This window comes from Micromonospora xinjiangensis (assembly GCF_056150165.1).
This window is the reverse complement of record NZ_JAXCFO010000004.1, coordinates 120,530-141,217: the sequence shown is the minus strand read 5'-3', so window position 1 is coordinate 141,217 and position 20,688 is coordinate 120,530. Positions and strand designations below refer to the sequence as shown.

Sequence of the window (20,688 nt, the reverse complement as noted above, 5' to 3'; positions counted from 1 at the left end):
AAGTGGTACAGATGCGTGCGGACGTCCTCGTCGTCGGTGGCGGGTTGGGCGGGGTCGCGGCGGCCCTCGCGGCAGCCCGCGCCGGCCGGTCGGTCATCCTGACCGAGGAGTTCGACTGGCTCGGTGGGCAGCTCACCAGCCAGGCCGTCCCGCCGGACGAGCACTCCTGGATCGAGCAGTTCGGCGCCACCGCGAGCTACCGGGCGCTGCGCAACGGCATCCGGGACTACTACCGCCGGCACTACCCGCTCACCGAACGCTCCCGCGCCTGGACCGACCTCAACCCCGGCGCCGGCTGGGTCAGCCGGCTCTGCCACGAGCCCCGGGTGGCCGTCGCCGTCCTGGAGGGCATGCTCGCCCCGTACCGGGGCGCGGGCCGGCTCACCGTCCTCCAGCCGTACCGGCCGGTCGCCGTGGAGACCGACGGGGACCGCGTCGTCGGGGTGACCGTGGCCCACCGCGACCGCGACGAGCGGATCGAGCTCTCCGCCCCGTACGTGCTCGACGCGACCGAGACCGGCGAGCTGCTGCCGCTCTCCGGCACCGAGTACGTCACCGGCTTCGAGTCGCAGGCGCAGACCGGCGAGCCCAGCGCCCCGGCCGAGGCGCAGCCGCTCAACATGCAGGCCGTGTCGGTCTGCTTCGCCATCGACCACGTCGACGGCGACCACACCATCGACCGTCCCGCCGCGTACGACTTCTGGCGCGACTACAAGCCGGACTTCTGGGGCGACCGGCTGCTCTCCTGGCGTTCCCCGCACCCGCGCACGCTGGAGATCGTCGAGCGCAGCTTCACCCCCAACCCGGACGACGACCCCCTGGAGGTCAACGCCGACCAGCGGCTCAACCCGGGCGACGGCAACCTGTGGACGTTCCGACGCATCGCGGCCCGGCGCAACTTCACCAACGGGGCGTACGGCAGCGACATCACGCTGGTCAACTGGCCGATGATCGACTACTTCGAGGGGCCGGTCATCGACGTGCCGAACGCGTCCTGGCACCTGGCCAAGGCGCGCGAGCTGTCCCTGTCGGTCCTGTACTGGCTGCAGACCGAGGCGCCCCGGCCCGACGGCGGCACCGGCTTCCCCGGCCTGCGGCTGCGCGGCGACGTGACCGGCAGCGCGGACGGGCTGGCCCAGGCGCCGTACATCCGCGAGTCGCGCCGCATCCGCGCCGAGTACACGGTCGTGGAGCAGGACCTCTCGCTGGCCGTCCGCGGCGAGCACGGCGCGGTGCGGTACCCGGACTCGGTGGGCGTGGGCATGTACCGCATCGACCTGCACCCGTCCACGGGCGGCGACAACTACATCGACGTGGGCTCCTGCCCGTTCGAGATCCCGCTCGGCGCGCTCATCCCGCAGCGGGTGGAGAACCTGCTGCCCGCCGGCAAGAACATCGGCACCACACACGTCACCAACGGCAGCTACCGGCTGCACCCGGTCGAGTGGAACGTCGGCGAGGTCGCCGGCCTGCTCGCCGACTTCTGCCTGGCGCGGGGCGAGTCCCCGCGCGCGGTCCGCGGCACCCCCCGTCTGCTGGCCGAGTTCCAGGACCGCATCGCGTCGGCCGGCGTGGAGCTGCGCTGGCCGACGATCGCGGGCTACTGAGAAACCCCCGATGAGGAGATGACTGTGAAACCAGGAAAGGTCCTGCGGGTCGCCGCCGCGGCGCTGGCCGGCGTGCTCGCGCTCTCCGCCTGCGGTGGCGGCGACGAGGGCGGCGACGGGCCGGCCAGCCTCCGGATGACGGTCTGGTCGGCCAACGAGGCGCACCTGAAGCTGCTCAACGAGATCGCCGACGAGTACCGCAAGAACCACCCGGACGTCAGCACCATCACCTTCGACCCGCTGCCGTTCGAGAACTACACCACCACCTTGACCACCCAGATCGCCGGCGGCAACGCCCCCGACCTGGCCTGGATCTTTGAGAACTCGGCCCCCGACTTCGTCGCCTCCGGTGCCCTGCTGCCGCTGGACGACACCCTGAAGAAGGCCGAGGGCTACGAGTACGACGACCTCTCCCCCGCGACCCTCAAGCTGTGGCAGGACGGCGGCAAGCTCTACGCGTACCCGTTCTCCACCTCGCCGTTCGGCGTGTTCGTCAACACCGACCTGCTGAAGGAGGCCGGGCAGAAGACGCCCGCCGAGCTGATCGCCGCGGGCCAGTGGACCTGGGACGCCGCCCTCGCCGCCGCCGGCGCCACGCAGCGGGCGACCGGGAAGGCGGGCCTGGTCATCCGCGACTTCGACTACAAGGGCTGGGACAACCTCTCCACCTTCTGGACCGGCTGGGGAGCCCGGGCGTGGAGCGAGGACGGGAAGTCCTGCGGCTTCGCCGCCCCGGAGATGGTCGACGCGATGACCGCCCTGCACAAGGCGATCTTCACCGACAAGGCCCTGCCCGGCCCGGGCACCACGGCCGACTTCTTCGCCGGGGACGCGGCCATGACGATCACCCAGATCTCCCGCGCCTCGTTGCTGAAGGACGACGGCTTCGCCTGGGACCTGGTGCCGCTGCCGGCCGGCCCGAAAGGCACCTACGCGGTGGTCGGCCAGGCCGGCATCGGGGTGCTGAAGAAGAGCCCGCACGCCGAGGAGGCGGCCGACTTCCTGGCGTTCCTCAGCAACCCCACCAACTCGGCGAAGCTCGCCCAGTTCTTCCCGCCGCCGCGGCAGTCCCAGCTCACCGCGGAGACGCTGGCGAAGACCAACCCGAAGCTCAAGCCGGAGCAGCTGCAGAAGGTCGTCATCGACGGCATCACCTCGGGCGTGGTGAAGCCCAACCACGCCGGGCAGGCCGAGCTGAGCCAGCAGGTGCGCGCCGGCCTGGACCCGCTGTGGAAGGCGGACGCGGACGTGAAGGCCGTCCTGGAGGGCGTCTGCGCCAAGATCCAGCCGATGCTGGCGAAGTAGGGAAGCAGGACCATGTCCCAGACGGACATCCGGGTGGGCGGGGCGCAGGCCCCGCCCACCCCGGCCGGGGCCCGGCCGTGGTGGACCAGCCGCCGCCGCGACCACCTCGCCGGCTACCTGTTCATCGCACCCCAGCTGCTCGGCAGCCTGCTCTTCGTCTTCCTGCCGCTGGTGCTGGTCGTGTGGTACAGCCTGCACGAGTGGAACGTGCTGGCCGGCACGTTCGACTTCGTGGGGGCCGACAACTACACGGCGCTGGCCGACGACCCGAACCTCGGGTCGGTGCTGCGGGCCACCGGGCTCTTCTCCGTGGGCCTGGTGGTGCTCAACCTGAGCCTGGCGCTGCTGCTGGCCGTCCTGCTCAACCAGCGGCTGCGCGGCAGCATCGTCTTCCGCACCGTCTTCTTCTCCCCCGTGGTCGTCTCGCTGGTGGCCTGGACCATCGTGTGGGGCTTCCTGTTGCAGGACAACGGCGGCGTCAACGGCCTGCTCGACACCATCGGCGTGGACGGGCCGAACTGGCTGCGCGGCGAGGGCACCGCCATGCTCTCGGTGATCGTGGTGCAGGTCTTCAAGAACGTGGGCCTCAACATGGTGCTGTTCCTGGCCGCGTTGCAAGGTGTCCCCGCCGAGCTGTACGAGGCGGCCGAGGTCGACGGCGCCAGCCGGATGCGGCAGTTCTGGCGGATCACCGTGCCGCTGATCAGCCCGACGATCCTGCTCACCTCGATCATCACCGTGGTCGGCTCGTTGCAGGTCTTCGCGCAGATCGCGGTGCTCACCCAGGGCGGGCCGGGCAGCTCCACCACCGTGCTCGTCTACTACCTGTACCAGCAGGCGTTCCAGTTCCATCACTTCGGCTACGGCGCGACCCTGTCGATCCTGCTGTTCGGCATCGTGCTCGCGCTCACCGTGCTGCAGTGGCAGATGCGCAAGAGATGGGTCTTCCATGAGTCGTGACCTGTCGCCCCGGACCAAGCTGGTGCTCTACGGAGTGCTGCTGGTGCTGGCGATCCCGTTCGTCTTCCCGACCTGGTGGATGGTCACCTCGTCGCTGAAGCCGGTGGCGGACATCTTCGCCTTCCCGCCGCAGCTGCTGCCCGTGCACCCGCAGCTGGAGGCGTACCAGCGGGTGTTCGAGCTGCAGCCGTTCGGCCGGCAGTACCTGAACAGCCTCTACATCGCCCTGGTGGTCACCGTCGGCACGCTCGCGGTGTCCGCGCTGTCCGGGTACGCCTTCGCCCGGATCCGGTTCCGCGGCCAGAACGTGCTCTTCCTGGTCGTCCTCACCGGCCTGCTCATCCCGAGCGAGGTCACGATCGTGCCGCTGTTCCAGATGTTCTTCAAGCTCGGCCTGATCGACACCCACTGGCCGCTGGTCCTGGTGCCGATCCTGGGCGCGCCGAGCGTGCTGGCGACGTTCATCATGCGGCAGTTCTTCATCAGCCTCCCCGGTGAGCTGGAGGAGGCCGCGCGGGTCGACGGGCTCGGTCGCTTCGCCACGTTCCGGCGGATCGCCCTGCCGCTGTCCCGGCCCGCGCTGGGCGCGGTGGCCATCTTCACCTTCCTGCACAGCTGGAACCTCTACCTGGAGCCGATCGTGTTCCTCTCCTCACCGGAGAAGTTCACCCTGCCCCAGGCGCTCACCCAGTTCGTCGACGCCTACGGCGGACCGATGTGGAACGTGCAGCTGGCCGCGGCCTCGATGACCGCGCTGCCGGTGCTGGTGGTGTTCGTGCTCGCCCAGAAGCAGTTCGTCGAGGGCCTGGCGCACACCGGCCTCAAGGGATGAGCGGTCCGGCGGTGGTCGGCCTGGACATCGGGGGCACCAAGACGGCGGCTGCCCTGGTCGACCCGGACGGCGTCGTGCACGACCGGCGGCTCGCGCCGACCCCCGCCCGGTCCGGCCCGGAGGCGGTGCTGGACACCGCCGCGCGGCTGGCCGCACAGCTGCTGCCCGCCGCCGGCGACGGGCCGGTCGGGGTGGGCACGGCGGGCACCGTCGACCCGGCGACCGGCGCCATCCGGTACGCGACCGACACGCTTCCCGAATGGACGGGCACCCCGGTCGCCGCCGCGCTGGCCCGGCGGCTCGGCCGGCCGGTCCGGGTCGCCAACGACGTGCACGCCGCCGCGCTCGGCGAGAGCTGGGCCGGCGCCGGCCGGGCCGGGCGCGACCTGCTGCTGGTCGCGGTCGGCACGGGGCTGGGCGGGGCGCTGGTCCGGGGCGGCCGGATCGACGCCGGGGCGCGGGGCGCCGCCGGCGCGCTCGGCCACCTCCCCGCGCCGGGCGCCGAGCGGCTGCGCTGCGGCTGCGGCCGGCACGGGCACCTCGAAGGGCTGGTCTCGGGCACCGGGCTGGCCGCCGCGTACGCCCGGGAGACCGGTGAGCGGGCCAGCGGGCGGGCCGTGGCCGAACGGGCCGCCGCCGGTGACCCGGCCGCGCGCGCGGTGGTCGAGCGGGCCGGGGCAGCGCTCGGCCGGGCCCTCGCCGGGCTGGCGGCCCTGCTCGACCCGGCCGTCGTGCTGCTGGCCGGTGGGGCCGCCGAGACCCTGCTGCCCGCCGCGACGGCCGCGTACGCCGACGAGCTGCCCCCGGCGTGGGCCGACGTGCCCCTGCGGGCCGCCGCTCTCGGCGCGGACGCCGTGGCCGTCGGCGCGGCCCGGCTGGCGCTGGAGGGACGACCGTGACATCGACGCCGACGAGGAGGAGCGAACCCGTGAGCGTGCTCGACGACCTGGCGGGCGGACTGGTGGTGTCCTGCCAGCCGCTGCCCGACGACCCGGGCGACCCGATGCGCGACCCGTACGTGCAGGCCCGCGTGGCCGCCGCCGTGGTCCGCGGCGGCGCGGTGGGAATCCGGGCCAACGGTCCCGCCGACGTCCGGGCCGTCCGCGCCGAGGTCGACGTGCCGGTGATCGGCCTGTACAAGCACGGCGCCGCCGACGTCTTCATCACGCCGACGGCCGAGCACGCGGTCGAGGTCGCGCTCGCCGGGGCGCCGATCGTGGCCGTGGACGCCACCGACCGGCCCCGGCCGGACGGGCGTACCTTCGCCGACACCGTCCGCGCGCTGCGGGACCGGACCGACGCCCTCGTCCTGGCCGACGTCTCGACGGTGGCGGAGGGTGTCGCGGCCGTCGCCGCCGGGGCGGACGCGGTCGCCACCACGTTGTCGGGCTACACGGCGGCGAGCCCGGCCACCGACGGCCCGGACCTGGACCTGCTCCGCCGGCTGGTCGGCGCGGTGTCCGTCCCGGTGTTCGCCGAGGGCCGCTACCGCGAAGCGGAGCAGATCGGACGCGCCTTCGCGGCCGGCGCCCACACCGTCGTGGTCGGCAACGCGATCACCTCCCCGCTGTGGCTCACCCGCCGGCTGGTGTCGGCCCTCGCGCGGGCGGGCGGGCCCGCCCGGGCGTGACGCCACCGGCCGGAGGTCTGCGCGGGCGCACCGCACGGCCCCTCAGCCGGTCAGCTTCTCGAAGCGCTCGAACTGCGTGTTTGCCGTCGGGAGTCGCGGGAAGACGCGGCGGACCGGGGCGGCCGACGGGACCCGCCGCGCCCGGCGTCCGGCGATGCCGTCCGGGCGGACCTGAGGAGGAGCGACGATGACCGCAGGCAGGAGTGCCGTCCCGCCGGGCAGCCGCCCGACCGGGGCCCGGAAGGCCACCGGCGCGAAGAAGGCGCCGATGAACCGGAAGGCGGCCGCGAAGAAGGTCGCCACGGCCACGAAGCGCGCGACGGGCGCGAGCGCGGCGAAGTCTCCCGGGGAGAAACCCACGGCGACCACGGCCCGGGTCGCGCGGAAGAAGGACACCTCGGCCACCACCGCCACACCGACCCGCAGGCCGACGGCGAAGGCGGCCGCCGCCAAGAACGCGCCCCCGAAGAAGGCCACGGCCGCGCGCGCGGCGGCGAAGAAGGCCGCCACGACGGCCTCGGCGCGCACCCGCACCACGTCCGCCACCCGGGCGCCGGCGAAGAAGGCGACCACCATGGAGAACTTCGGCAACCGGCGTACGCCCCGCAAGGCCTGACCGGCGGGCCGGACCCGCGGCGGACACGGCAGTGCCGGGCACGGAGGGTGGGTCCTCCGTGCCCGGCACGCGGTGGTTACAGCTCGCGGACCCTCACGTCACGGATCTCGATCAGGTCGTTGGTGCCGTGGTTCTGCAGACCCACGAACCCGCTGAGGAACTGCCGCAGATCCGTGGGCGGGTCGCCCGCGCGGGACGAGTTCTTGCCCGGCGTGTTGTCGAACTCGTTGATCACCACGCCGTTGCGGATGATCGTGTAGTGCTGCCCGACCACCCGGACCTCGTACTCGTTCCACTGGCCCTTCGGGGTCACCCGGGCCTGGTCCAGCCCCACCGGGTCGAAGTTGTAGACCGAACCGGTCTTCTGCGGCTCACCGGTCGGCCCGTCGTAGATCTGGATCTCGTGACCGCAGTAGATCGCCACCCACGCCTGTGAGCCGGCGGCGGAGCCGACCCGCCCGCACTCGGGCCGCTGGTCGACCGGCGTCCGCGGGTCCGGGAACCGGGTGAAGACTCCACCGTTGGCGTACGTGCTGCCGGAGGAGACGTCCCGGAACTTCAGCCGGATGGAGAAGTCCGCGAACTCCTTGCCGGCGTACCAGAGCATGCCCAGACCGCCGGAGCTGCGGATCGAGCCGTCGCCGCGCAGCCCGAACGAGCCGCTGGGCGCCTGCCGCCAGTCGACGAGGGACTGCGCGGTCCCGTCGAAGATCGGCCGGTAGCCGGGGCTGTTGCCGACGTCCGACTGGCGGGCCGCCCGGTTGAGCCGGTTCGCGTCCTGCTTGTCGATCTCGCCGTCGGCCAGCAGCTGCGCCACCACGTCCTCGACGTGCCGCACGAACTGGGTGTGGTTGCCCCAGTCACGCTCGTCGTCGATGAGGTCGTTGACGGTGCAACCGCCGCCCACCGCGTAGTTCGTCACGTACGTGTCGGTGTCGAGCATTCGCACGGTGGAGCGGGTGTCGGGTGCCACGCAGCCGACGCTCACCGTCAGGACGGTGGTCGCCACCTCGCCGTTGGCGTACCTCACCCTGAGGGTGACCGAGTAGGAGCCGTAGTCGGCGTACCGGTGGGTGGGGTTGGCCTCGGTCGACGGCGCGCTGCCGTCACCGAAGTTCCACTCCCACGCCACGCCGCCGGCCCGGGCGCTGGAGAACTGCACCAGCGTCGGGTCGCTCTGCACCACGGCCCGCGCGCCGGCGTCGGCCGGGTTCGGCGTGGCCGGCCCGCCGGTGTAGGCGATCCGGATCAGCTTCTGGTTCGGGTGGAGGCTGAAGAACCCGCCGGCGTAGTCGAGCATGTAGAGCGCGCCGTCGGGGCCGAACTTCGCGTCCATCCAGGACTGGAGCTGGTTGCCGCCGTTGCCCGAGCGGATGATGGCCCGCAGGTCCTCGGCGAACGCCGGCTTGCCGGCGGTGGCGACCGTCTTCGGGTCGACGGTCACCGCGATCCGGTTGTTGGCGTTGGACTGGTCACCGATGAACCACTTGTTGTCCCAGTACTCCGGCCAGGCGACACCGCTGGTGGTGTCGACGTTCTCCCGCTGGTAGGTCGGGCCGTCCATGATGGCCTGGCCGCCACCCTTGAGGTACGGCTGGGTGAAGGTCTCGTCACCGACCTTGTAGGTCGGCAGGCCGCTTCCGTCGGTGCGCTTCGGGAAGACCGGACCGCCACCCTGCGGCGAGTACCAGATCATGTTGTCCCGGGCCGGCGGGATGTTGACCAGACCCGTGTTGCGCGGCGACTCGTTGCGCAGGTTGTCGCAGTCGTACCAGCCCGTGAGCACGCTCGCGTCGGTGTTGCTGCGGTCCCGGTACGGCTGCCGGTTGCCCATGCAGTACGGCCACCCCTGGTTGCCGGCTGAGGTGATGATGGTCGCCGTCTCGTACTTCGCCGGGCCGAGCTCCGGGTTCGGGGCGCCGGCGTCCGGGCCGACCCACGCGGCGGTCAGCCAGTCGTTGACCGGGTCCCAGGCGATGCGGGCGATGTTGCGCACGCCCATCACGTAGATCTCCGGGCGGGTCTTGCCGCCGCCCTCCTCCTCGCCGGTGAAGAGGTTGCCCGGCGGGATCGTGTAGGTGCCGTCGGGCTCCGGGTGGATGCGCAGGATCTTGCCGTTGAGGTCGTTGGTGTTGCCGGAGGTGCGCCGGGCGTCCTGGAACGAGACGCCCTTGTAGTCCTGCGTCCAGTTGTTGCCCGAGTAGCCGTCCGAGCCACCGGAGGAGTTGCTGTCACCGGTGCCGATGTAGAGGTTGCCGGACTCGTCGAAGGTCATGCCGCCACCGGCGTGGCAGCAGCTGTGGATCTGCGTGTCCCAGCTCAGCAGGTCCTTGCGGGTGCCCTGGTCGATGGTCTGCTGCGCCCGGTCGTAGGTGAACCGGGAGATGGTCCGCTTGCCGATGCGGCGGTCACGGTCGATCGACTCGTGCGGCATCCAGTAGACGTAGATCCAGCCGTTCTCGGCGAACTTCGGGTCCAGCGTGATGCCGACCAGACCCTCCTCGTTCTTGACCAGCTCGCTGCCGCTGCCCCGGTTGCCCATCACGGGCAGGGTGGTCAGCAGCTTGACCTGGCTGGTCCTCGGGTTCCACTGGTGGATGGTGCCGCACCCGAGACCCACGTTCGGGTCGTTCCAGTCCGGGATCGGCCCGGTCGCGCAGGCGGCCTTGCCGATGTAGAAGACCGTTCCGTCCTCGGCGATCGTGAGGCCGTGCGGCTCACCGATCTGGTCGAGCTGGCCCGCCTGGTTGGTCGCGGTCAGCCGGTCGATGCGGTAGTTCGAGGCGACGGTCGCCTGGCAGTCACCGCGTACCATGCCGGCGGCCCACTTGATGGCCCCGGTCAGGTGCTTCTGGAACTGGGTGTCGGTGGTCCAGCTGTCCGCGGTGCGGCCCATGCCGGTGTAGAACGAACGGCCCCCGTCGTAGTCCTGGCACCACGAGATCGGGTGGAAGGCGCCGTTGCCGCTCAGGCCCGGGTTGTACGTGCCCTCCTCGACCTGGGCGACGGTGTGGACCCGGCCGGTGGGGCTGGGGTCCCAGTTGATCCACTGGTCGGAGCGGGTCCACGTCAGCGGCAGGCCCTTGTTGGCCGGGTGCTGCCGGTCGGTCAGGTCCACGACGGCCTGCTGCACGGTGGCGTCCGGCGGCGGGCCGGCGTCCGGGCCGATCAGCCACAGCTCGGCCAACTGGGTCAACGGCTCGCCGCTGTTGGCCGTGACGTTGAGCCGGTAGTGCTGGTAGGCCGTGGTGTTGGTGAAGCTGTACTGCTTGGTGAGGAACCGCTGCGGGAACGTCTCGTCGGTGCGGGTGTCCAGGTCGGTCCAGTTGGTGCCGTCCTGGGAGCCCTGCAGGGTCCAGTTCTTCGGGTCCCGGCCGGGGAAGTCGTTGGCCGAGGTGAGCGCGTAGCGGCTCACGACGACCGGCTGCGCGAGCTTCGCCGCCAGCCAGCCGGTGGGCGTACGGGTGAGCCACTTGGTGCCGGTCGAGCCGTCGATCGCGTGCGCCGCGGTCTCGTTCGGCGGGTTCTCGCCGCTCGCGGTGGCCGAGACGGGCCGCTCGGCGTTCGGCAGGCCGGCCGCCGGGCGGGTGCCGATGAGTCCGGTGAACCAGGAGGAGTCCGGCTGGGCCCGGGCCGCGTCGTGGACACCGACGAAGCCGCCGCCGCCCTTGACGTACGCCTGGAAGGCCGCCTCCTGGGCGTCGTCGAGGGTGACGCCGTTGGCGGACAGGAACACGACGCCGCGGTAGCGGGCCAGGTTGGCGTAGGTGAACACGGTCGGGTCGGCGGAGACGTCGACGGTGAAGCCGTTCTGCCTGCCGAGCTTCTTGATGGCCGTGGCGGCCCCGGCGACCGGGTCGTCCTGCTGTTCGGCCGGGCCGTGGAAGACGAGCACCCGCACGGCGGCGTCGGCGGCGGGGGCGGGGTTGGGCGCCGCGGCCCGGGCCGGCACGGTCAGCGTGCCGATCGCGAGCAGGGCGCCGGCGGCCAGGGCGCCGAGCCGGCGGGGCGCCCCGGTGCGGCGTGGAACGGGGGGTAGGGGGTCGGGGCGGGTTGCGGTCGGGTCGGACCGGAACCGCCTGAACCATGGGGAGATCCGGGAATGGCGTCGGTGAGCCATCTCGACTCCTTCTCAGGGTGAACGGACCTGGGATGACGAGGGTCGGGCGGGGGCGGTGGCCGCTGGAGGTGGATCCGCGGCCACCGTTCCCCCGTCGCCGGTGCCGCCCGGGGGCGACACCGGCGTCAGTTGTGCTGGTGGGCTCCGGCGACCGCCGGCTGACCCGCCGTGGCGCCCTTGGCGGCGGCGTGGTCGTGCCCGCCGGGCGGCATCTGCCCGTTCTCGTCGAGGACGTGGAGGGTCGTGGACATGCCGAGGTCGGAGTGGAACTGCATGTGGCAGTGCAGCATCCAGTGGCCCGGGCCGACGGAGTCACCGGCGATGATCTGGACGCCGAACGAGTCGCCCGGCCCGAGCGTCTTGTTGTCGATGATCTGCACCTGGTCGACCTCGGCGTTGGTGCCGCTCACCGTCCCGGTGCGGGTGTCCGCCCAGGAGTGGCCGTGCACGTGGAAGGTGTGCATGTCGTTGCCGATGCCGACGACGATGAACTCGACCCGCTCCCCCTTCTTCGCCACGAGGCAGGTGGGGCCGGGCTGCGGGTTCTCCCGGTCGCAGGTGTCGATGGCCGCGCCCCGGCGCAGGTTGATGCTCTGCAGGTCGCCGAAGACGGTGGTGTAGGTCCGGTCCGGCCGCACGTCTCCCGGCCGCCGTACGACCAGGCCGCCGAAGAGGCCGGCGCCCAGGCCCTGGGTGCCGTGCGGGCCGCCCACCACGTGGTCGTGGTACCACCAGTAGCCGGCCGTGCCCGGGGTGCCGGTGGTGCGGTCGCGCTTCTTCGCGTACCAGGTGTAGGTGCGCGACTGGCCCGGCGGAACGTACGAGTAGCTCTGCGCGGTGCCGTCGGAGAGCTGGGTGTACTTCACCCCGTGCACGTGCAGCGAGACCCCCAGCGGGTGGGTCGGGTCGGTGCGCAGCTGCTCCAGGGTCGCGGCCGGCACCTGGTTGTACAGGGTGATGGCGAGGCACTCCCCCTCGGTCATCTCCATGGTCGGGCCCGGGTAGGAGGCCGTCTCCGGCGTGAGGCCGTAGCCGAGCCGGATCTGGTTGCCGTCGCGGGGAAGCTCCACCGCGTACAGCTTGATGCTGCGGTCCGGCTGGTCGCAGCCGTCGGGCCGCTCCGCGAGCAGGGCGGTGGCGTTGCCGGCGACCGCGAACCCGCCCGCGCCGAGGAGCGTCAGCACCACGACCGCGGCCACCACGAGCATCCGGCGGGTGGTGGAGCCGGAGCGGGCGACCCCCTCCGCCCCCGGTTCCGGGGCGGCGTCACCCTCGGTCAGCCGCCACGCGGACGACGTCATTTGGTCCCCCTCAGGTTGCGCATGCGGCGGTAGCTGCGGGCGGCGGCGCCGAGCGAGCCGGGCGGGTTGGGCTGGGCGCCGGGCGCGCTGTCCTGCTCCCACAGGTACTCGAACCGGCCCCGGTGCTTCAGCTCACCGAAGAACTCGGTGAACGGGATGACCCCGGCGCCGAACTCCACGTCGAGGTAGGAGTTGCCCTGCTGCGGGTCGGGCAGCGGGACGCCGTCCTTGACGTGGAACATCGGGTACCGGTCCGGGTGGGCGTTGACGTAGTCCACCGGCCGGAAGCCCGGGTACTTGCGGGCGCCGCCGTACGCCCACAGGATGTCCATCTCCAGGAACACGTACCGCGGGTCGGTCAGCTCCAGGAACAGGTCGTACAGCCGGACGTCCGGCCGGTCGGTCGCGAACGCGAACTCGATGGTGTGGTTGTGCTGGTAGAGCTTGATGCCCCGGGCGGCCGCGGCGGCGCCCCAGGTGTTGAACTCCTCGGCCGCCCGCTGGTACCCGCTGATGGTGCGGTCGCCGGTGGGCGCCTGGGCGGTGCCGAGGCACGGCATGCCGAGCGTCTCGGCGATGTCCAGCTCCTGCTCCAGGTTCGCGCGGAAGTCGCCCAGCCCCCGGTGGCTGCCGGCCGCCTTGAGCCCGTTGACGTCGAGCAGCCGGCGGATCTGCTGCGGGGTGATCGTGCCGACGTCGCCCTGGGTGTAGCCGGCGAACTCGACCTCCCGGTAACCCATCCGGGACAGCTCGTCGAAGACGTACGCGAACCCGAACTCGTTGATCTTGTCTCGAACGCTGTAGAGCTGGATGCCGATGCGCCCCTGGGGGATCAGCCGGCCCTTGCCCGCCTCGGCGGGCAGCGCCCCGGCGAGGCTGGCGGCGCCCACCGCCACCGTGGTGCCGGCGAGACCGCGCAGCAGCGCGCGCCGGTCGATTCTCTGCTTTGCCATGGTGTTCCCTTCGCTCAGGAGCCGGACGAGGCCGGCGTCAGCGGGGCGATGCGGACGTCACGGAAGCTGATGACGTCGCCGGCGCCGTGGTTCTGCAGGCCGATGTAGCCCGTGGCGCTCTGCCGCCCGGCCCCACCCGGGTCGTCGGACCGGGGCGGGTCGAACACGGCGTCCGCCGGGTTCAGGTACTCGTTGATCAGCTCACCGTTGCGGAAGATCGACCAGTGCTGACCGACCACCCGGATCTCGTAGTCGTTCCAGGTGCCCTTCGGGGTGACCTGCGCCCCGGACAGGTCGATCTCGTCGAAGCCGTACACCGAGCCGCTCTTGTACCGGTCGCCCGCCGCGTTGTCGAAGATCTGCAGCTCGTGGCCGTACTTGATGGCCACCCACTCCGGCCGCGACTCCTCCGGGTGCTGGTGGACGTTCGGGAAGCGGACGAAGACACCGCTGTTGGCGCGGCCGTCGCCGGGGGCGTCGTCACGCCACTGCAGCTTCAAGGAGAAGTCCCCGTACGCCTGGTTCGGGAACCAGAGCATGCCCATGCCCGCCACGGCCCGACTGGTGATCGACCCGTCGGCGTTGCGGACGAAGCCGCCCCCGCCGACGTGCTCCCACTGCCGGAACGACGCCGCCGTGGAGTCCAGCAGCGGCTGGTATCCGGCCTTGCCCTCCGGCTTGCCCACCGGGGAGCGACGGGCCGCGTCGACCAGGGCGTTGCGCTCCTTGCGGGTCAGCACCTCCAGGTCGACCAGGTGGTCGCCGACCACCTTGACGTGGTTGACGAACTCGGCGTGGTTGAGCCAGGTCCGCCGGCCGTCGAAGAGGTTGTTGATGGTGCACTCACCCTCGACGGTCCGGTTGGGCACGCCGCTGTCCAGGGTGCCGAACCAGACGGTGGGCCGGGTGTCGGGCACGCGGCAGTTCACGCCCGACCCGCTGGCGATCACGGTGAAGGTGAACGACCCGGTGCCGGAGGTGTTGCCGGCCTTGTCGGTGGCCCGGAAGCTGAGCGTGTGGTCACCGGGCTCGTCGACGGTGAGCGGGCGGGCGTAGCGGGTGTACTCGGCGCCGTCGAGGGCGTACTCGATCCGGTCGACGCCGGTGCCGGTGTCCGAGGCGAACAGGGTCACGGTGGCGCTACCCAGGTAGGCGCCCTCGCCGTCGACCTGGCCGCTGACCGACGCGGTCACCGTGGGCGGGGTGGTGTCGTCCGACGGCGTCGGCGCCACCGTGAACGACACGGTCTTCACCGCCGCCGTGTTGCCCGCCTTGTCGGTGGCCCGGTAGGCGACCGTGTGCGCGCCCGGCTGGTTCACCGTGACCGGCGCGGAGTAGAGGGCGTACGCGGCGCCGTCGAGCGAGTACTCGATCCGGTCCACGCCGGAGCCGCTGTCCGAGGCCGTCACCACGACCGTGGCGCTGCCGACGAACGCCCCGTCGGCGTTCTTCTGGCCGTGCAGCACGGCCGAGGTGGTCGGCGCGGTGGTGTCCTGCGGCGGCGTCGCGACGACGGTGAACGACACCGACTGCACGGCCGAGGTGTTACCGGCCTTGTCGGTCGCCCGGTACGACAGCGTGTGCTGGCCCAGGGCGTTCACGCTCACCGGGGCGGAGTAGACGGCGTAGGCGGCCCCGTCGAGCGAGTACTCGATCCGGTCCACCCCCGACTCCGTGTCGGTGGCCGACAGCGTCACCGTGGCGTTGCCCACGTACGCGCCCTCGGGGTTCTGCTGACCCGTCACCGACGCCGAGGCGGTCGGCGCGGTCGTGTCGTCCGGCGTCGGCTGCGCCACCGTGAACGACACCGACTGCACCGCCGAGGTGTTGCCCGCGTTGTCCGTCGCCCGGTAGCTCACCGTGTGCGCGCCCGGCTGGTCGACCAGCAGCGGGGCGGAGTAGACGGCGTACGCGCCGCCGTCGAGCGAGTACTCGATCGTGTCGACGCCGGAGCCGCTGTCCGTGGCCGACAGCGTCACGGTCGCCCCGTCGACGTACGCGCCGTCGCCGTCCCGCTCCCCGGTGACCTCGGCCGCCACGGTCGGCGCCGTGGTGTCGTCGGACGAGGGCGGCACGACCGTGAACGACACCGACTGCGGTGCCGAGGTGTTGCCCGCCTTGTCGGTCGCCCGGTACGTCACCGTGTGGTCGCCCGCGGTGTTGACGCTGACGGGCGCGGAGTAGAGCGCGTATTCGCCCCCGTCGAGCGAGTACTCGATCCGGTCCACCCCCGACTCCGTGTCGGTGGCCGACAGCGTCACCGTGGCGTTGCCCACGTACGCGCCCTCGGGGTTCTGCTGACCCGTCACCGACGCCGAGGCGGTCGGCGCGGTCGTGTCGTCCGGCGTCGGCTGCGCCACCGTGAACGACACCGACTGCACCGCCGAGGTGTTGCCCGCGTTGTCCGTCGCCCGGTAGCTCACCGTGTGCGCGCCCGGCTCGTTCACCGTCACCGGCGCCGAGTAGACGCCGTACGGGCCGCCGTCGAGCGAGTACTCGACCTTGTCGACCCCCGAGTCGTCGTCGGTCGCCGACAGCGTCACCGTGGCGCTGCCCACGTACGCGCCGTTGTCGTCCCGCTCGCCGGTCACCTCGGCCGACACGGTCGGCGCCGTGGTGTCCGAGCCTCCGGGCGACACCTCCAGCAGGCCGGTCATCGTGCCGTGGCCGGGGATCGCGCAGAAGTACCGGTACGTGCCCGGGGACAGCACGACGTCGACGCTCCACCGGCCGCCGTTGGCGTCGTTCGGGTCGGCCAGGATGTTCACGTTGACGTCGTTGTTGTACGCCGGGTTGCCGGTGTCGAAGGTCAGGGTGTGCTGCATCCCGGTGGTGTTACCGGTCGCGGCGCTGTTCTCGAAGACGATCGTGGTCGGGCCGGCGACCGCGGTCGTCGGCGCCGAGCGGTAGGCGAGGATGTCGTTGCCCGCGGTCCAGGTGAGCACCTGGGCCTGCGTCTGGCGCGGCTGCGTCGCGGCGGCGGCCGCGGTCGACCGTTCCGGATCGACCGGGCGCGCGCTCGCGGGCGCCGCCACCGAGCCGGCGGCCACCCACATGAGGGCGGCCGTCGCCACGGCAGCGATCGATCTCCGGAGCCGGCCGGGGGGTGAGTACCCGTTCATGAATGCCTCTCTCCCAGGTCCGAGGCGCGCACCGGCAGGGCAGGTCCCCACCGATGTCAGGCCACCTCACATCGAGATGTGCCGCCGAGCGGCGACCGAGCGGCCCCTCCCAGGCCGCGCGGGATCTCCGGCCGTGGCGGGGCCACGGTCGTCCTTCGCGGATGGAGCCCGTCGAGGTCAGCGGGCGAGCCGGATCGCCCGCCTCGTCGGGCAGGTGTCAACGTCGGAGCTGCGGGGTTGGTGGTGGCGCCTCGAAGCGGGCGAGGCGTCGCCGACAGCGGGATGTGGGGGCGCCATCCCTCGTCGGGTCGGTGACGCCGGACCAGTTGCGCCACCGGGGTCGTCCATCGAGACCAACCGCGCCGCCGGTTCATCTCGATGAAACATATCGATGGTTCCCGACCCTACTAAGTTGGTCTATGCCTGTCCAGACCTTTCGTCGACCCCACCGGTACTTTTCTCCGGACAAACGAAAGTCGCGTGCCGTCGGCGCGAAGGCGCAGCTCAGGCCGACCGGAAAGTCCGGTGTGGAGGGATCGTGAGGACGCTCGCGGACGCCTGTCAGACCGTGGAGTCGGGGCAGCACACGGTGAGCGCACCGGGCACCGAGCGGACCGTCAGCTTGCGGACCGCACCACGCGCCCCGCCGTCCAGCTCGTACGTCCGCGGCTCGGCGAGACGGACCTTCACCTTCCGGCCCCGAGTGATCCGCACGAACGGCGACTCGGCCGAGCGACCGGCGACCATCCGGCCGAGCGTACGGGCCCAGTCGATCGCCCCGTCGGCCGTCGACACACCGACCTCCAGGTAGCCGTCGTCCGGACGGGCGTCGTCGAAGGCGGGAATGCCGCCCGTGATCGTGCCGACGTTGCCGAAGAGCACGCAGCTCGCCTCGCCGTCGAACCAGGTGACGCCGTCGACGCGGATCCGGGTCCGGACGAGTTCGCCCCGCACGTGCCGCAGACCGGTCCAGACGTACGCCAACCGCCCGAGCCGGCCCTTGAGGTTCCGGTCCGCCTCCCGGATCAGGTCGCCGTCGAACCCGGCGCCGGCCATCACCGCGAAGTGCTCACCGTTGAGCCGGCCCAGGTCGAGCCGGCGACGCCGGCCGTGCAGACCGATCCGCACCGCCTCGGCCAGGTCCTCCGGGACGCCGAGATTCGCGGCGAAGAGGTTCGCCGTGCCGGCGGGCAGGACGGCCATCGCGGTCCCCGAGCCGGCCAGCGCGTCCGCACACCGCTGCACCATGCCGTCCCCGCCCCACACGAAGATCAGCTCAGCGCCCTTCCGCACCGCCTTGCGCACCTTCTTCGGCGCCTTGCGGCTCTTCGGCACCTCGTACCAGAGCAGGTCCTCGACACCAGCGCCCGCGAGGGTCGCGCGCAGCTCGTCGAGGCCCCCGCCGAGGCTCTTGCGGCGGTGGGCGACGACCGCGACCGTCCCCAGCCGGTCGGCGGCCGCGGGCTCGGTGGGCGCGGCGCTGGTGCTCATGGCCGCCGTTGGTACCCCGCCGGCCGACGTCCCACGCCTACGGCCGGTGGGGTCGGGCCCCACCGGCCGTCCGGGCGCGGTGTCAGAGGGTACGGGTGAGCCGATCGGCGAGGATCCGGGTGAAACGGGACGGGTCGGCCAGCTCGCCGCCCTCGGCGAGCAGCGCCATCCCGTACAGCAGCTCCGCGGTGTCCCGCAGCTCGGCCTGGTCGCCGCCCTGCTCGTGGGCCTTGCGCAGCCCGGCGACGAGCGGGTGACCCGGGTTGAGTTCGAGGATGCGCTTGACCGACGGCACCTCGTGCCCCATCGCCCGGTACATCTTCTCCAGCGTCGGGGTGAGGTCGTGCGCGTCGCCGACGACGCAGGCCGGCGAGGTGGTCAGGCGGGACGACAGGCGGACCTCCTTCACGCTGTCGGTCAGGGCCTCGCCCATCCAGGTCAGCAGCTCGGCGTAGTCCCTGCGCTGCCGCTCCCGCTCGGCCTCGGCCTCCTCGCGCTCCTCGTCGGTGTCCAGGTCGACCTGGCCCTTGGCGATCGAGCGCAGCGGCCGGCCGTCGTACTCGCCGACGCGCTCCACCCACACCTCGTCGACCGGGTCGGTGAGCAGCAGCACCTCCAGCCCGCGGGCACGGAACGCCTCCATGTGCGGCGAGTTCTCCAGCATGGCCCGGGACTCGCCGGTCGCGTACCAGATCTCGCTCTGGCCGTCCCTCATCCGCTCGACGTAACCCCGCAGGTCGGTGAGCTCGGCCGCGTCGTGGGTCGAGGCGGCGCTCACCAGCTCCAGGAGGGTCTCCCGGTTCTCGGCGTCGTCGATCAGGCCCTCCTTGACCACCGCGCCGAACTCGGACCAGAACGTCCGGTACCGCTCGGCGTGGTTGGTCTTCAGGTCCTTCACCGTGGCGAGGATCTTCTTGACCAGGCGCCGCCGGACCACCTGGATCTGGCGGTCCTGCTGGAGGATCTCCCGCGAGATGTTCAGCGACAGGTCGTGCGCGTCCACGACGCCCTTGACGAAGCGCAGGTAGCCCGGCATCAACGCCTCGCAGTCGTCCATGATGAACACCCGCTTGACGTAGAGCTGGACGCCGCGACGGCCCTGCGGGGCGAAGAGGTCCAGGGGCGCGTGGGCCGGGATGAACAGCAGCGCCTCGTACTCGAAGGTGCCCTCACCCCGCATGTGCACGATCTCCAGCGGATCGGCCCAGTCGTGCGCGACGTGCTTGTAGAACTCGTGGTACTCGGCCTGGTCGACCTCGTCGCGCGGACGGGCCCAGAGCGCCTTCATCGAGTTGAGCGTCTGCACCTCGCGGGTGGTCGCCCCGCCCTCGCCCGGGCGCTCCACCGTCATCCGGATCGGCCAGGCGATGAAGTCGGAGTAGCGCTTGACGATCTCGCGGATCGTCCACTCGGCGGTGTAGTCGTGCAGGCTGTCCTCGGTGTCGGCCGGCTTCAGGTGCAGGGTGACCGCCGTGCCCTGCGGGGCGGTGTCGACCGACTCGACCGAGAAGGTGCCCTCGCCGGTCGACGACCAGCGGGTGCCGCCCGGCTCGCCGGCCTTGCGCGTCAGCAGCTCCACCCGGTCGGCGACCATGAACGCGGCGTAGAAGCCCACGCCGAACTGCCCGATCAGCTCCTGCGAGGCCGCGGAGTCGGCCGACTCCCGCAGCGTACGCAGCAGCTCGGCGGTGCCCGACTTCGCGATGGTGCCGATCACCGAGACGACCTCGTCGCGGGTCATCCCGATGCCGTTGTCGCGGACGGTCAGGGTGCGCGCGTCCCGGTCGACCTCGATCTCGATGTGCAGGTCGGAGGTGTCGACCTCGAGGTCCTTGTCGACCAGGGCGGCCAGGCGCAGCTTGTCCAGCGCGTCCGAGGCGTTCGAGATCAGCTCGCGGAGGAAGACGTCCTTGTTCGAGTAGATCGAGTGGACCATCAGCTGGAGCAGCTGACGCGCCTCGGCCTGGAACTCCAACGTCTCGACCTGGTTGCCCACACCGTCTCCCTTCTGCCTCACGTGGGGGTTCGCGCACAGGATACGAGCCGTCACGCCGGCCCCTCGGGCGGGCGTCCGCGCCGGCGGACCGCGCCGCGCGGGCGACAGTCGGGTGTGCCGTGGGATCGGCGGGCGGGGCGGCATCGAGGCGGCGGGCGGCGTATTCCCGGCCCGTATTCCCGGTTCCGCCGGCCGGTCCCGTGACATGGCTGACTTTGCAATACCTAAGTCAGCCTCGGTAACGTGGCCGGCATGACGGATCTGCTCGCCAACCGGGACGCCTGGCTCACGACCAACTGCTCGATCGCCCGGGCGCTCGACGTGGTCGGCAACCGCTCGACGCTCCTGCTGCTGCGCGAGGCTTCCCTCGGCACCCGCCGCTTCGACGACTTCGCCGCCCGGGTGGGCATCAGCGAGCCGGTCGCGGCGGCCCGGCTGAAGCAGCTCGTCGGCGACGGGCTGCTGGAGCGGCGCCCCTACCGCGAGCCCGGGCAGCGCACCCGGGACGAGTACGTCCTCACCGACAAGGGCGCCCAACTGCTGCCCGTCCTCTTCGCGCTGCGCCAGTGGGGCGACGCGTGGGCGGCCGACGACGCCGGGCCGTCGATCCGGGTCGCGCACCACGACTGCGGCGCCGAGGTGCGCGCCGTGCTCCGCTGCGCCGCCGGGCACGACGTCGAGCCGGAAGGCGTCGACGTGCTCCCCGGCCCCGGCCTACGCCGCACCGGCACCGAATGACCTCGCCGGGCGACGCC

Annotated in this window: 14 protein-coding genes; 7 read left to right on the top strand and 7 right to left on the bottom strand. The window is 72.0% G+C overall.

Features of this window, described 5'->3' with window-relative positions:
- The first annotated feature begins 11 nt into the window (after positions 1–11).
- The 6 genes from SM573_RS16140 to SM573_RS16115 are packed head-to-tail and all read left to right on the top strand — an operon-like array spanning position 12 to position 6,334.
- Entirely contained in the window at positions 12–1,607 is a 1,596-nt protein-coding gene (locus SM573_RS16140) for an FAD-dependent oxidoreductase (protein WP_474610173.1), read from the top strand.
- Positions 1,608–1,625: 18 nt separating this feature from the next.
- A complete protein-coding gene (locus SM573_RS16135; protein WP_474616420.1) occupies positions 1,626–2,912 on the top strand; it encodes an ABC transporter substrate-binding protein in 1,287 nt (428 codons plus the stop codon).
- Positions 2,913–2,924: 12 nt separating this feature from the next.
- Positions 2,925–3,872 carry a carbohydrate ABC transporter permease gene (locus tag SM573_RS16130; protein WP_474616419.1) on the top strand — a complete coding sequence of 316 codons (948 nt, stop codon included), beginning with the start codon at positions 2,925–2,927 and terminating at the stop codon, positions 3,870–3,872.
- A complete protein-coding gene (locus SM573_RS16125; protein WP_474610176.1) occupies positions 3,862–4,704 on the top strand; it encodes a carbohydrate ABC transporter permease in 843 nt (280 codons plus the stop codon). The genes SM573_RS16130 and SM573_RS16125 overlap by 11 nt, the downstream gene beginning before the upstream one ends.
- Complete coding sequence (locus SM573_RS16120; protein ID WP_474616418.1) at positions 4,701–5,603, top strand: ROK family protein; 903 nt, start codon at positions 4,701–4,703, stop codon at positions 5,601–5,603. Before SM573_RS16125 ends, SM573_RS16120 begins: the two co-directional genes overlap by 4 nt.
- Before the next feature lie 29 nt (positions 5,604–5,632).
- Positions 5,633–6,334: an N-acetylmannosamine-6-phosphate 2-epimerase gene (locus tag SM573_RS16115; RefSeq protein WP_474616417.1), complete on the top strand. Its 702-nt coding sequence runs from the start codon at positions 5,633–5,635 to the stop codon at positions 6,332–6,334.
- A 42-nt stretch (positions 6,335–6,376) separates the two neighbouring features.
- Here SM573_RS16115 and SM573_RS16110 read toward each other — a convergent pair whose 3' ends face one another.
- The 7 genes from SM573_RS16110 to htpG form a co-directional block, all read right to left on the bottom strand.
- Positions 6,377–6,943: a hypothetical protein gene (locus tag SM573_RS16110; protein ID WP_474616416.1), complete on the bottom strand. Its 567-nt coding sequence runs from the start codon at positions 6,941–6,943 to the stop codon at positions 6,377–6,379.
- Between the two features lie 83 nt (positions 6,944–7,026).
- Positions 7,027–11,070 carry a ThuA domain-containing protein gene (locus tag SM573_RS16105; RefSeq protein ID WP_474610180.1) on the bottom strand — a complete coding sequence of 1,348 codons (4,044 nt, stop codon included), beginning with the start codon at positions 11,068–11,070 and terminating at the stop codon, positions 7,027–7,029.
- 125 nt (positions 11,071–11,195) lie between these two features.
- The gene (locus SM573_RS16100; protein WP_474610181.1) at positions 11,196–12,371 is read right to left on the bottom strand and encodes a multicopper oxidase domain-containing protein; all 1,176 of its coding nucleotides are present in this window, start codon (positions 12,369–12,371) and stop codon (positions 11,196–11,198) included.
- Positions 12,368–13,324 carry a sugar phosphate isomerase/epimerase family protein gene (locus SM573_RS16095; RefSeq protein ID WP_474616415.1) on the bottom strand — a complete coding sequence of 319 codons (957 nt, stop codon included), beginning with the start codon at positions 13,322–13,324 and terminating at the stop codon, positions 12,368–12,370. The genes SM573_RS16100 and SM573_RS16095 overlap by 4 nt, the downstream gene beginning before the upstream one ends.
- A 14-nt stretch (positions 13,325–13,338) precedes the next feature.
- Entirely contained in the window at positions 13,339–16,446 is a 3,108-nt protein-coding gene (locus SM573_RS16090; protein ID WP_474610183.1) for an OmpL47-type beta-barrel domain-containing protein, read from the bottom strand.
- A 561-nt stretch (positions 16,447–17,007) separates the two neighbouring features.
- Positions 17,008–17,937 (bottom strand): diacylglycerol/lipid kinase family protein, encoded by a 930-nt coding sequence (locus SM573_RS16085; RefSeq protein ID WP_474610184.1) that lies wholly within the window; start codon positions 17,935–17,937, stop codon positions 17,008–17,010.
- Positions 17,938–18,019: 82 nt separating this feature from the next.
- Positions 18,020–19,933 (bottom strand): molecular chaperone HtpG, encoded by a 1,914-nt coding sequence (gene htpG / locus SM573_RS16080; RefSeq protein ID WP_474610185.1) that lies wholly within the window; start codon positions 19,931–19,933, stop codon positions 18,020–18,022.
- Between the two features lie 252 nt (positions 19,934–20,185).
- Between htpG and SM573_RS16075 the strand changes: the two genes are divergently transcribed.
- Positions 20,186–20,671, top strand: a complete 486-nt coding sequence (locus SM573_RS16075) for a winged helix-turn-helix transcriptional regulator (protein WP_474610186.1) — start codon at positions 20,186–20,188, stop codon at positions 20,669–20,671.
- Positions 20,672–20,688: the final 17 nt, after the last annotated feature.